Annotated in this window: 13 protein-coding genes; all 13 read left to right on the forward strand. The window is 40.4% G+C overall.

Features of this window, described 5'->3' with window-relative positions:
* Nucleotides 1-3 precede the first annotated feature (3 nt).
* The 13 genes from QR40_RS10655 to QR40_RS10715 all read left to right on the forward strand — a co-directional run bounded on the left by QR40_RS10655 (nucleotide 4) and on the right by QR40_RS10715 (nucleotide 13937).
* Entirely contained in the window at nucleotides 4-771 is a 768-nt protein-coding gene (locus QR40_RS10655; RefSeq protein WP_044294840.1) for an ABC transporter ATP-binding protein, read from the forward strand.
* A 164-nt stretch (nucleotides 772-935) separates the two neighbouring features.
* Nucleotides 936-1820: an AraC family transcriptional regulator gene (locus QR40_RS10660; protein ID WP_027292863.1), complete on the forward strand. Its 885-nt coding sequence runs from the start codon at nucleotides 936-938 to the stop codon at nucleotides 1818-1820.
* On the forward strand, nucleotides 1817-2275 hold the full coding sequence (locus QR40_RS10665; protein ID WP_044294841.1) for a GyrI-like domain-containing protein: 459 nt from the start codon (nucleotides 1817-1819) through the stop codon (nucleotides 2273-2275). The genes QR40_RS10660 and QR40_RS10665 overlap by 4 nt, the downstream gene beginning before the upstream one ends.
* Nucleotide 2276: 1 nt before the next feature.
* A complete protein-coding gene (locus QR40_RS10670) occupies nucleotides 2277-3236 on the forward strand; it encodes an ABC transporter ATP-binding protein (protein ID WP_044294842.1) in 960 nt (319 codons plus the stop codon).
* Nucleotides 3230-3979 carry an ABC transporter permease gene (locus QR40_RS10675; RefSeq protein ID WP_044294844.1) on the forward strand — a complete coding sequence of 250 codons (750 nt, stop codon included), beginning with the start codon at nucleotides 3230-3232 and terminating at the stop codon, nucleotides 3977-3979. The genes QR40_RS10670 and QR40_RS10675 overlap by 7 nt, the downstream gene beginning before the upstream one ends.
* A 164-nt stretch (nucleotides 3980-4143) precedes the next feature.
* A complete protein-coding gene (locus QR40_RS10680; RefSeq protein WP_044294845.1) occupies nucleotides 4144-5202 on the forward strand; it encodes a GGDEF domain-containing protein in 1059 nt (352 codons plus the stop codon).
* 333 nt (nucleotides 5203-5535) lie between these two features.
* Entirely contained in the window at nucleotides 5536-6093 is a 558-nt protein-coding gene (locus QR40_RS10685; RefSeq protein WP_044294846.1) for a GNAT family N-acetyltransferase, read from the forward strand.
* A gap of 154 nt (nucleotides 6094-6247) precedes the next feature.
* Nucleotides 6248-7051 carry a response regulator transcription factor gene (locus QR40_RS10690; RefSeq protein ID WP_044294847.1) on the forward strand — a complete coding sequence of 268 codons (804 nt, stop codon included), beginning with the start codon at nucleotides 6248-6250 and terminating at the stop codon, nucleotides 7049-7051.
* Nucleotides 7044-8858 (forward strand): sensor histidine kinase, encoded by a 1815-nt coding sequence (locus QR40_RS10695; protein ID WP_044294848.1) that lies wholly within the window; start codon nucleotides 7044-7046, stop codon nucleotides 8856-8858. The genes QR40_RS10690 and QR40_RS10695 overlap by 8 nt, the downstream gene beginning before the upstream one ends.
* Nucleotides 8859-9038: 180 nt before the next feature.
* Nucleotides 9039-9947, forward strand: a complete 909-nt coding sequence (locus QR40_RS10700) for a carbohydrate ABC transporter permease (protein ID WP_027292871.1) — start codon at nucleotides 9039-9041, stop codon at nucleotides 9945-9947.
* 12 nt (nucleotides 9948-9959) lie between these two features.
* A complete protein-coding gene (locus QR40_RS10705) occupies nucleotides 9960-10775 on the forward strand; it encodes a carbohydrate ABC transporter permease (RefSeq protein ID WP_044294850.1) in 816 nt (271 codons plus the stop codon).
* 101 nt (nucleotides 10776-10876) lie between these two features.
* The gene (locus QR40_RS10710; protein WP_044294852.1) at nucleotides 10877-12403 is read left to right on the forward strand and encodes an ABC transporter substrate-binding protein; all 1527 of its coding nucleotides are present in this window, start codon (nucleotides 10877-10879) and stop codon (nucleotides 12401-12403) included.
* Nucleotides 12404-12434: 31 nt separating this feature from the next.
* Nucleotides 12435-13937 carry a sulfatase family protein gene (locus tag QR40_RS10715; RefSeq protein ID WP_052430793.1) on the forward strand — a complete coding sequence of 501 codons (1503 nt, stop codon included), beginning with the start codon at nucleotides 12435-12437 and terminating at the stop codon, nucleotides 13935-13937.
* Nucleotides 13938-13995 lie beyond the last annotated feature (58 nt).

Genomic DNA, 13995 nt, shown 5'->3' on the forward strand with positions numbered 1-13995 from the left:
CGCATGAAAGAAAATAAAAATATATTATCCGGTGAAAATATTGTTAAATCATATGGAAACGGAGCTGAAAAATGTAATGTTTTAAACGGAGTTTCTCTTTCTGTAAAAGAGGGAGAGTTCGTTGCAATTATGGGGCCGTCCGGATCCGGAAAATCTACACTGATGTTTGCGATGAGCGGCATGGATGAAATCGACAGCGGAAAGGTTCTGTTTGATGGGATAGATTTAGCTGGGTTTCGGGAAGAGGAACTGGCTGATATCCGCAGAACCAAAATGGGATTTGTATTTCAGCAACCGACTCTGCTGAAAAACCTCAATATACTGGATAATATTATGCTTCCATCCATGCCGGGCAGGAGAAAAAATGTAAAACAGCTTACAGAAAAAGCCAGGATGCTCATGAAGAAGACTGGAATCGGGAAATTGGAAAATCGTGATACCACACAGGTATCCGGAGGACAGCTTCAGCGTGCCGGCATATGCCGTGCCTTAATGTGCGATCCCAAAATTATCTTTGGGGATGAGCCCACAGGTGCACTTAATTCCAATGCGGCGCAGGAAATCATGGATATTTTTTCTAAAATCAATAGAGAAGGAACGGCGGTAATGCTGGTAACCCATGACCCTAAAATAGCAGCCAGGACAGAGCGTGTCCTGTTTATGCAGGATGGTAAAATAGACAGTGAACTGCGGCTACCCAAATTTGACGGAAGAGATTTTGAAAGCCGTACGGAGGAAGTGACAGGGGAGATGCTGAGGATTGGGATTTAATGCAGCTGAATTCTATTAAGCTGCCGGAGATAGAACCCGGCAGCTTTTTCTATGGGTAAAGCAAGACAGATTTCGTTAATTTAATTCTTACCGAAGATGACATCAAAAGAGAGGATATAAAAATTATATTATGCTAAACTGTAAAACAGAAAGGAGGCGGTGAGATGGAATGGCTGCGGCAGCTCAGCAGGGCAATCGATTATATAGAGGAAAATCTGGAAGGTGAGATATCTTATGACGAGGCGGCAAAATTAGCCTGTTGCTCCACGTACTATTTCCAACGCATGTTTTCTTACATAGCAGGAATTAGTTTATCCGAGTATATCCGCAGGCGGAGAATGTCTCTGGCGGCATTTGAATTGCAGGCAAGCAATATTAAAGTAATGGATGTTGGGATGAAATATGGGTATCAGTCACCCACATCTTTTAACCGTGCATTTCAGAGTGTTCACGGTGCAGCACCAACGGCAGCCCGGGTAAAAGGGACAATGCTGAGTGCTTATCCCCGGATTAGCTTTTCCATAACAGTAACAGGAGGTGAAAATATGAGGTACCGTATAGAGCAAAAAGAAGCATTTCGTGTAATAGGAGTAAGGACAGCCTTAAAAGAAGATTCAGAATATAATTTTCATATGGTACCAAAGTTTTGGAAAAAGATGCTGGATAGTCCGGCATATCAGGAAATATGTTGTCTGTCAGAAAAGAATGGTTCTGACATTTTTGGAATCTCTTCTTATGAAGATCCCAGGAATATCTATTACTATATTGCGGCCCGCTCAGACAGGGTGGTACCAAAAGGCATGACGGAGCTTGAGATTCCTGCAGCTACCTGGGCAGTTTTTGAAGGGAATGATCCATATCGGGATTCGATACAATCAATATTTAGGCGCTTCCTGACAGAATGGCTTCCATTTTCCAATTACGAATATGCCCACCTGCCGGATATCGAGGTGTATCCCATGCAGACCGGTAACAAAATGAGCAGCAAAGCAGAGATCTGGATTGCAGTAACGAAGCCGGACGAAGAAAAATCGGAGGATAACAGATGAATTATAGCATAGAAATAAAGGAATTTGAACCGATACGCATTGCATTTATGTGCTATAAAGGTATGTCAGATAAAGCGAATAAAGTATTTCCCAATGTGTTCAAGTCAATCAGCGGCAGGTCCAATGGAGCTCCATTTTTCTGCTTTTATAAAATAGACCCGAATACAAAATATGCCGAGATGGAATTATGTGTTCCTACGAATGAACAACCAAAAGGAAATGGGATTGAAATAAAAGAAATGCCCCGGATACGTGCACTTTGCACAACCCATCTTGGTCCTTATGAAACATTGGGAAATGCATATGCTGCTATGGAACAATATGCAAAAGAGCGCGCTTTGCCTATACAAATGCCATTTCGGGAGGTTTATATAAAAGGTCCCGGAATGTTATTAAAAGGAAATCCGGATAAGTATGTGACGGAAATCATTTTTCCGTTAGGTGAGGAGGAATAGTATGTTTGCAATTGAAATCCGGGATTTGGTCAAAAAGTACAAAAACGGTGTCTGTGCCTTAAATGGATTGAATATGAACGTAAACAGCGGTGAAATCTTTTCTCTGCTGGGTGAAAATGGTGCAGGGAAATCATCCCTCATCCAGATACTCACCACATATTATACGCCCAGTTCAGGAAAGGTAATGGTATTTGGAAAAAATTTGTGCAGTGAGGCAGCCTGGATCAGGACGCAGATTGCCTGCGTTTCCCAGAAAATATCAGTAGATGAGCACCTTTCCTTAATGGAAAATATGATATTTCAGAGCAGGCTGTATCGGGTTGAAAAGAAAACTGCCGAAAAGAGAATCGAAGAGCTGATAGAAACATTCCAGTTGTCCGGCTATAAAAATTATCCGGTTTCCTCTTATTCAGGAGGGGTGAAGCGCAGGCTGGATATTGCAATGAATATGATTTCCAATCCCGGAATTCTTTTTTTAGATGAACCTACGACAGGGATGGATGTTATGTCCAGAAATGCGCTGTGGAAGATGCTCCTCGCTATCCGTGAGAAATATGGTACTACCATCTTCCTTACAACCCATTATTTAGAAGAGGCAGAGCAGCTCAGTGATTCTATCTGCATTATCAGGGAGGGAAAAGAATTGATCCAGGGAACACCTGACAGTCTGAGAAAGTATCTGCGCAAGAACCTGATTCGTATCACCTTTCCAACTTCAAAGGAAGCAAAAGAACATCTGCCATTATTAATGGAAACCGGTTTCGCTTTCGCGTCAGACAGAAGAGGCCATATGGTTACCCTGAGTGTCAGCAATAAAAGGGAAGCATTTACATCGCTAAGTCAATGGCTATTAAAAGAGAAAATCTTATTTGACGCAATTGAAATAGCAGAACCAAGCATGGAAGATATTTTTCTGGCATTCAATGGTTCCCAAAACAGTGAGGAGGGGTTATTATGCTGAATCTACTGTGGAGAAATGTAAAATGGAGATTTAAAAACAGATTTACCATAATTATTACCATTCTTCAGCCAATGTTATGGCTGGTTTTATACAGCGTGGTTGCCGATTCTACGATGAGAGGAACCGGCATCAAGAACTATACGGCGTTTATATTGCCGGGTGTAATGTTCCTGGTAACATTTTCATCATGCAGCAGCGGCGGAATCATGAATTTCCTCATGAAAAATAACGGCAGTTTTTACCGAATCCTGATTTCACCGGTGAGGCGCAGTTCCATTGTACTGGCACAAATGCTGGAAGCGATATTCGTATCACTTTTGGAAACTTTTATCTTATGCGTGATCAGCCTCCTCTTTTCAGTACGTTTCGAAAATGGGATTCCGGGAATATTGCTCATTGGAGTTTTCGTGTTTCTGACCGCTTTTTTTCTGGCGGGAGCTGCATATACAATCAGTCTGTGCCTGCCAAATGAAGTGATATATGAAACTATAATGACGGCTATTGTTTTGCCGGTCTTTTTCCTGAGTTCAGCGTTATTTCCGGCTGAAAATCTTAAGGGTGGATTGAAGATCCTGGTGAATATCAATCCATTTACCCATGTCATAAATGCAATCCGTGGATTGATCATGGGGGAAACAGTTTCTGCTGTGCGGATACTGCCTGTGATTCTGCTTTTTACAGGATTATGTGCCTGCAGTTTTTTACTTGCGATGTGGAAGATGAAAAGGGAAACGGCAAGCTGATCATTTAATATTGATCATTTAATATTGAATGACAGAATAGTAAATTTAACCGTCCCAATAAATACTAGATGACAGATGAATCTTATTTTGATATAATGATCAAGACCAATATATGGTAAATACAGAGGCGGATTTAAATGAGAAGCCCAGAGAGCAGGTGTATTATGAGTACGCTTATATATTCGTATGCCGTTCCCCTGACCGGTTTGTTGTTCTTGTTATATCTGATTAGCATTAATTACTTATTTAGTAAGGAACAGAACCGTTTATTCAAGAGTGCGGTCATTATCAATCTGGGTTTGATTGTAATCACCTCATTAGATTATATGTTCAGATGGGAAGCCAATCTTTCTATCTGGTATTTGCGAAGAATTACATCATTTCTAAACTTTTCATGCGGTCCTATTATACCCATGCTGCTGATGCGAATTTTTTATAAAGACAAATTTAAAAAGATATATTATATACCATTATTTATTAATGCAGGAATTTGTTTTATCAGTATCTTCGTAAACATCGTATTTTACATAAGCACCGATAACAGCTATGACCGGGGAATATTATTTTTTCTGCCTGCTGCGACCACTTTATTTTATCTGATGCTGATGATTTTTTTTCCGGCACAGAAATATGATCAAGGAAAGAAGACGGAGCAGATAACCATCGCAGCCATCATGGCAACCATTATTCTAAGTATTTTTTTAGAAGTTAATTATGGATACTATTGCTTGAATTATGGATTTTCTGCTTTAGGCATTATTATTTATTACATATCGCAGAATATTAACTTCTTTGCTGTTGATTCCTTAACAGGAGCATATAACCGTCAAATGTTTAATCTGGCAGTCAGTAAAATCCAGAGTAAACAAGATTGCATGTTATGCTTAATTGATATAAATAATTTTAAATATATCAATGACACATTCGGACACGAAGAAGGAGATAAAGCCTTAGTATTTTTTTCGGAAGTCATTATTAAAAACATGAGGAAAATTGCTACCGTCTACCGCACCGGGGGCGATGAGTTCATGCTGATGGCTAAAAAAGAAAATGAAACAGTGTTACTGGACGCAATTGAAAAATCTATCAGAGAATTAAAAGAACGCAAGATCAGTTTTGCCTATGGTATGACTCATTATCGGGCAGTCAATGATATCCAGGATGCCCTGCGTGAAATAGATAAAAAAATGTATGAAAATAAAAAGAGGGCAACAGAATTATAATATAACTTCTAAGCTATCGCATAATTGCACGCTATACAAATAGTGATAAAGCGATAGCTCAGAGGTTATATTTTTGCGTAAAAATGCTGATGTATATTATTTACTGGTTGGAACAGGAAGGCTGCTATCTGAGTACATCAGCGGCAATTCCTCCTGAGCTTTTGTTTTACCTTATTATACATTTGCAGAAAAGAAAAAGACAGTAAATAAATTATGCAACATCAAAAATAGTCTTTACATCGAACAGATGTTCTGTTATACTTGGAATAAGTATCCGAGAATATTTAAATGTTGTACAACTGGAATATTTAATAATGGAAGGGTGGTTTTAATATGAGTAAGAAAAATGTCTTTACGGAATGTCCGTCTTATGAAACAGAACATTTTTTCCTGAGGAAGATGGAAATAAGAGACAGTGAAGATTTGTTTTTATGCTATTCCAACAAAGAGGCTGCAAGGTATTTTAACGGGGACAGCTGCAATGATGATTTTTACTATACAGATTATGAATCCTTTTTAAAATGTATGGATTACTGGGACAGCCGGTATGAAGCTCAGGATTTTGTGAGACTAACCATTGTGGATAAGGAAAGGAAAAAGCCAGTGGGGACAATTGAAATCTGTCCTTCAAAGAAATATTCCGTGGATGATAAGTGGATGGGAATATTGCGCATAGATATTCTTCCGGAATATGAAAAGGAAGAACCTTTCGGGGAACTTATGCGTGAAATATTACTGCATATATATACCGATTATCAGGTTAAGTCTGTTCTGATGAAAGCCCAGGAGAGTGCAGTAACTCGCAAGGCTGTTTTGCAGAAACTTTTCTTTGTACCGGCAAAAGAGGAATGCAATATTTCTTATCAGGATTATTTTATTTGTTATTGTTAAAGCGTGTTTTAGTGACTCAGCGCACTACATCTATCTACAAAGCGTCCCTTAATCAGCGAAACACCAGAACGTGTTTATAAAATCAGAGTTACCGGTAGACATTCGGTAAAAAGCAGGATATAGTTAGTATAAAGTGTTTAAAGGAGAGATACATATGATAATTCTGGTAGCAGATGATGAGCGATGGATCCGTAAGGGTATTATAAAGATGATCGACCAAAGCCGGTTAGTGGGAGAAACACAGGTTATGGAGGCGGATACGGTAGAGGATGCCCTGACACTATTTGCAGAGTACCGTCCCCAGATCGTGATTTCAGATGTGAAATTTCCCACAGAAGATGGATGTACCCTTTGCGAACGAATTTATGCCATAGAGAAGCAGACGAGAATTATTATGATTTCCGGGTATGATGAGTTTGAGTACGTGAAACGGGCATTAGCCTACCGGGCAGTTGACTATCTCTTAAAGCCGGTGGATAAGCAGGTATTGAATAATACGATTCAAAGGTGTATAGAGGAATTAACTGCAGATTTGCATATAACGGAAGAAGGGCATAAAGAATCGGCGAATAGGGAACAGTCCGCGGGAGATGCAGCCAGATCTGTAGATATTCAGGATGTGATCAAGGATATTGAGGATACGATCAGAAAAAACTACAGTGAAAAATATACTCTTTCCGGTCTGGCTTTAAAATATCATTTAAGTGAAGCCTATCTGTCCACAGTCTTTAAGAAAAGAACAGGTATTTCCCTGACCTCCTATATTATGCAGGTTAAGGTAGAACGGGCGAAGGAATTAATGATGACGACTCAAGGGAAAATCTGGGATATAGCAGCGCAGGTGGGGTATCCGGATCAGCATTATTTTACAAAGGTTTTTAAAAAGGTAACAGGAGAAAGTCCTACAGAATATAAGACAAAGCTGAACAGGGAATTGTATGGAGAAGAGCATGTTTAAGAAGATAAAGAGTAAAATGCACTGGAAGGTAATGTCCAGCTATATCATTCTGCTCCTTGTGATGCTGGTTGGGATTTCTACGGCGGTTAATTATTTTAATACTAAATTTGTAAAAACACAGATTATTAATTACAATTCACAGGCAATGGCGAAAGTCACCTATGATCTGGATGCAATATTTAATCGTGTGGCTCAGTATGTGGCTAACAGTAATAACCAGCAATTATTTGAGAGCATCTGTTTTTCCGGTGAAGAACCTTATACATTTCAGACCCTAAAAAGCCAGGTTGATTTTGAGATGGATTTAAAAGACAATATCTATATTAATAATCTGGGAAATGTGGTAAATGGAGTTTTGATTTATTATGATAAAGATCATCATGTCTATGTAGGAGAAGGAATGTACTTAAACCGTTTTGACGTTAAGGAAGCGGATTGGTACCAACAGTTTGCCCAAATGAATAAAAATGATTTTATCTATGGTCCGGTAAAAGAAGACTACAAACCAGCGGGCCTAAGTAAATCAGAAGTTCTGCTTTATTTAAAGCGGATTCCAAGAAGTTCAAAGGGGATGGATGATTATGTTCCGTTTATCATGGCATCCGTAAAATTTTCGGAGATTTCCAGTATTTTTCGTCAGCTGGATTCACAGGACAGGGGAATTGTGGTTACGGATTATGAGGGAGATGTTATTTTCAGTCAGCATATCGCCCAGGAGAGTGCCCATAAAATTGCCCTAAGAATTGAAAAACCGGAAGAAAAGGTGAAGGACCAGAATTATACTACCATTTCCGATAAAGAATCCTTTATTACCAGTATGTACATACCAAGATACAAGTGGGTGGTAACTACAGTGGACTCTAACAGTGTTCTGTTTGAAAGTGTCCATCATCTAGTACAGACCATTAATCTGATCTTTATTTCCTGCGCAATATTGGGGATACTGGTATCCGTGTATTTATCCAAACGGCTGATGATGCCGGTTAAGGTACTGAATGACTTTATGGATACGATGGAGGAGGAACCGGAAGCCTTTATCAAAGTTTCCTCTAACGATGAGATCGGACATATTGCACAGCGGTTTAACAAAATGAAAAAAAGAATTCAGGAAATGGGGGCAAGGATATACCTGTCGGAAGTGCGGGAAAAACAGGCACAGATCAGTGCATTGCAGGCGCAGATTAATCCCCATTTTCTATACAATACACTGGATAATATCTACTGTATTGCCCAGATCGAAGAGATTGATACCATTGCGAATCTAACCCAGAATCTTTCGAATATGATGCGTTACAGCATTAATTGTAAGGAATCAAGGACTACTTTAGAAGCAGAACTGAATCACGTGAGATCCTATCTGGCGATCATTAATGAGCGTTATGACCATTGTGTGCAGTTGAAAGTGCATGTTACCAAGGAAGATGAGATGCTGGAAACGGTAAAACTGCTGATACAGCCGGTAGTGGAAAATGCGTGGGTACATGGAATTTTACCAAAGCCCGGGCATAAGGGAATAATTGATATCAGTGTGGTAAGAAGAGGGAATTATGTGGACCTTATTGTCTCGGATGATGGCAGGGGAATTGCAAAAGAGCAGTTGGATATGTTGAATAAATCGTTGAATTCATTTTCCAAAGAAATCCGTACGCCTGAGAATAAAGGGTTCGGGATTGCTTTAATCAATGTAAACGACAGAATTAAGCTTCTCTATGGGAAGGACTGCGGTATTCGGATTGAAAGTGAAGAGGGTATAGCCAGCCGCGTTATTATTACCCAAAAAGACAAAACATCATGCATTAAGAGATAAACGAATATTACGGTAATTGGATATGGACAAAAAGGTGTGTAAAATTATCATACACACCTTTTTTTTGTGTTTTCATATAAAAATAGTACACCAAACACAGAAAAATAATACAAAGATATATAAAAATAGTACTGATATAATTTAATTAACGTACAAGATGTACAAAAGGAGGAAAGAGAAGTGCAGAAAAAGAGAAACTGGATTAAAATGATTAAACCTTATTTGTTTTTGATTCCAATCTACATTTTTCTGGTTACATTTAAATACATTCCCTTTGGAATGGCAATTGAAAAGTCCTTTTTTAATTGGAACGGAGGTAACCTGAATGTGTTTGTGGGGCTGGATAATTATGCTGCAGCATTTAAAGACAGCGTATTCCTGGGATCATTAGTAACGGTATTGAAAGTAATGATCGCATATATCATAATCGTTGTGTCAATTCCGCTTTTGGCTGCAGAGTTGTTGTTTGCCATTAAATCGGCAAAAAAGCAATATGTTATCCGGACGGCATTTACTTTTCCAATGGTAATTCCCGGAGTAGTAATCATTTTGTTATGGAAATGGATACTGGCAGGAGATAACGGAGTTCTGAATATTCTGCTTCATAACATCGGCCTTTCTAATCTGGCGAGTCCCTGGCTTGGAGATACGAAGACAGCACTTGGATCTATTATTGCAATCGGCTTTCCCTGGCTTGGAATGTCTATGCTGGGAGGGATGCAGTTCCTGATTTACTTTGGAGCATTACAATCAATCTCCAGGGATGTATTTGAAGCTTCCAGAATCGATGGAGCAAATATTTTACAGCGGTTTATCAAAGTGGATTTGCCGTTAGTTTCCGGACAGCTGAAGCTTATGATTACATTGGCTATCATCAATTCCCTGCAGATTTTTGAATCGATCTATATTCTGACAAAGGGAGGACCAGTGACTTCTACCATGGTTCCGGCAGTTTATTTATACGAACAGGGCTTTACATACAAAAAGATGGGATATTCATCAGCTATTGGTATCATTTTATTTATCATCATAATGATTCTAACCGTTTTAAACAATAAATTCTTAAAGAGTGAAGACTTATCAGAATAGAAGGAGGGACGTATGAAATTATTTGCAAAAATCTCAGGCAGAGTAGTACTTGGCCTATTACTGCTCCTGACTTTATCACCGTTTTACCTGTTAGTAATCAATGCATTTAAGCCTCAGAAAGAAATAATTATGAATCCTTTTATGTTTGCAGCGGAGTGGAGGTTCGTAAATTTTGAAAAAGCATTATCCCAGGTAGCAAGACCAATGATGAACTCTTTTGTTGTTACTTTTGCAGTGATTATTCTGACTATTATACTTTCGGTATTGGCAGCTTATGCATTTGTACGATTTACATTTAGAGGTTCCAGGGTATTATATTATGGTATTATAGCAATGCTGATGATCCCGGGATTTGTAATGCTGATTCCCCAGTTCATCCAGATATCGGAACTAAAGTTATATAATACGTACTGGGGGCTGATTTTACCGCCTACTGCCTACAGTGTTGCGATGGGGACATTTCTGACCAGAGGTTCGATGGAAGGACTGCCGAAAAGTCTGTTTGAAGCAGCCGAAATAGAAGGGGCGGGAGATATGGCAATTCTAATGAAGGTGGCAGCACCTCTTTCAAAACCCATCATAGCAACGATGACGATTATGACAGGATTATCTGCCTGGAATAACTATCTTTGGCCCCTGGTAGCAGCGACAGGAGAGAAAACCCAGCAGATTGCAGTAGCTTTGACGAAAATGGTAACCTCAGTGAATGACGGAAATGGTGTGTTGTTTTCGGGATACATTATTGCCTCCCTGCCGCTGATCATCCTGTTCTGTTTTGCAAGCAGATCTTTTGTAGCAGGATTGACCCAGGGATCCGTGAAAGGATAAGCGCGTCCAGAAAAAAGAGCGGATAGTTAAAGAAACTAATGAAAGCAGAAATAGGGTCGGTTCATGTGGGCCGGACTTTATATAAAAAGGAGGAAATTAAAATGAAGAAAAAAATAATTGCAGTTCTCTTAAGCGGGGCTATGGCGGTTGGATTGCTGGCAGGATGCGGAGCATCGGGCGGTGACAAAGAAACCGGTAAAGCAGCCGGTGCGGCTAAAGATACCCAGGCGGGAAGCGAGGCAAATCAGGGGGAGGAATCTAAAAAAGATGAGTCGGCGGATGGTGAAAAGAAAGCAGGCGGTGGAGAAAATGTGACGCTAAAGTTTGTGCAGGATCTGGGTACGGACGAAAAGGCTAACCAGCTTACCCAGGATATTATCGAAGCATTCACAGATGATACCGGAATTCAGGTGGAGTTTGAGTCCATACCCACGGGAGATTACCGAACCTGGCTGACAACACAGTTTTCCGCGGGAGAAGGACCGGATGTGTATACAGATATTTTATATAATATCACTTCGGATTATGACAGTGGCTGGCTGTATAATTTTAAAGATCTCTATGACAAAGAAAGTGCTTATGATCCCGGACAGCCTTGGAGAGAGACTCTTCCGGATTCTATATTAGAAAGAATGGAACTTCCGGACAATGTGGTTCCGGGCTATCCATCTTCAACCAGTGTGGTTCGTATTTTCTGTAACATGGATTTGTTTGAAAAAGCAGGTGTGAAGAAACCGGAGACATGGGCGGAATTTATGGATGCCTGTAAAAAACTGAAAGATTCCGGAACGATACCATTTGGATTCCCCAATGCAACAATTGGAGATCTTTCCTGGCTCTGGTTTAACAACTCTGTTTCCAGTCAGCTGGATGAAGGGCTTGTTAAAGAACTGGACGAGTCCGGTAACGGCTATATTGAGTTAGGAGAAATCGCAAAAGGATTCGATGAAGAAAAAATTGATTTTACAAGTCCGCAGCTGGAAAAAGGATTTGATATGATGAAGGAATTTTCACAGTACTGGACCAGTGATTACAATGGACTGGATCAAAAATCAGCGCTGGATATGTTCATGCGAGGCGAAGTTGCAATGGTACAGGCACTTTCAACAAATCTCAGCCAGATTCAGGATGCCGTAGGGGATGACTTTAATTATGAAGTAATGCCGGTTCCGGTCATTACAAAAGATACATCAGAATATGCAATGGGGAAATCTGTAATTTTGGGCGGACAGCCGGATATCATTTATGCAATCAATAAAAACCTGGAAGGGGATAATGCCAGATTAGAAGCAGCAATTAAATTTGTTCAGTATATGTCTTCACCGGACATCCAGAAAAAGTTTGCTGACGGCATCTGTAGAATTCCGCTGGCAAATACAACAAAACTTCCGGACAGCTTAAGCGGATTTATTATTACGGAAGAACCCTTACGCATGGCTTATTATACAGGCATTAATGAAAAACTGCGTACTTATTTCCATCGGGCAGGACAGCAGTATCTGGAGGGCGGATTATCAACCGGAGAATTTGGAAAGATGGTAAATGATTCTTATAAAGAGGTACTGGACGAAGTGAAGGCAGAAAATGGCTGGTCGGCTGAAAATAATTATGGAATCGTAAAGGAATAACCGTAATTTAATCGGGAAAGGAGAGAACAGGATGGGAAAACCAAAGAAACGCCCAAACTTGATTTATATTCTGGCTGATGATATGGGTTATGGAGATATCTCGGCTTACAACGAAAATTGTCCTTTTCAGACTCCTAATTTGGACAGATTGTGCGAAAACGGCATACGTTTTACGGATGCTCATGCATCTTCCGCAGTCTGCACTCCATCCAGATACAGTATTTTGACGGGACGCTATAACTGGCGTTCCCGGCTGAAATCATATGTTGTGGGAGGATATTCAGCCCCCCTTCTGGAGCCGGGCCGTATGACTGTGGCGAATCTTTTAAAAGAACAGGGATACCAAACGGCAATGATCGGAAAATGGCATCTTGGAATGGATTTTGCCAAATTCGAAGATTTCCGGGAAGCGGAAGAATTTGGGGCAAGCGACGGAGTGGATTACGCAGGAAAAATAAAAGGATCTCCGGTGGAACATGGTTTTGATTATTACTTCGGAATCAGCGGATCTCTGGATATGCCTCCCTATGTCTATATCGAGAATGATCATTTTACGGCAAAGCCGGATCATGAGACCCAGAATACAGGCAAGAAATTTTGGAGGAAAGGTCCTGCAGCAGCGGGGTTCGTACATGAAAATGTTCTGGATGAACTCACAGACAGGGTACTGGATAAGATAGAAGAGTATAAAGAAAATCCCTTTTTTATTTATTTTCCCATGCCTGCGCCCCATACACCGATTCTCCCGGCAAAACGGTTCCTGGGCAAATCGGGAACGAATACTTATGGAGATTTTGTATTGCACTGTGATGACGCAGCCGGAAGAATTACGAAAAAGCTGGAAGAACTGGGGCTTTTAGAAAATACGGTTATTCTATACACCTCGGATAACGGGTGTTCCCCAATGGCGGATTACGAAGAGTTAAATGCAGCGGGACACAATCCCAGCTATGTATTCCGGGGTACAAAGGCAGATATCTATGAAGGTGGGCACAGAGTTCCGCTGATTATGCACTGGCCGGAATTGATCCCGGCAGGAGGCGTATGTGACCGGGTGGTCTGCCTTTGTGATCTGATGGCCACACTGGCTGATTATTTTGATTATCCATTGCCGGAAAATGCAGGAGAAGACAGTGTCAGCAATCTGCCGCTTTGGAAAGATGCGAAAGGACCGGAGGTCCGCAGAGATGTGGTACACCAGAGTATCGATGGTTCCCTTTCTATCCGAAAAGGGATGATGAAACTGGAAATGTGTCCCGGCTCCGGCGGTTGGTCAGATCCCAAACCGGGAGAGGAGGATCAAAATCTTCCCAGGTTCCAGCTGTATGATTTATCACAGGATATTGGAGAACGTGTAAATGTGATAGAGCAGTATCCAGAACTGGCAAAGGAACTGCGTCATCAGTTAAAAGAATATATTTTGAATGGCAGAAGTACTCCGGGACCACGACAGAAAAATGACGGACAGGAGGTATGGGAGACTATACTCTGGATGACAGAACCAGATGATATACAGCTAAAAATGTATCGATAAATGCATACCATAACAGGGATTTGTAATTGGGTAAAATTACAAATTCCTGTTATTTTAG

The organism is Robinsoniella peoriensis (genome assembly GCF_000797495.1).
Lineage (GTDB): Bacteria > Bacillota > Clostridia > Lachnospirales > Lachnospiraceae > Robinsoniella > Robinsoniella peoriensis.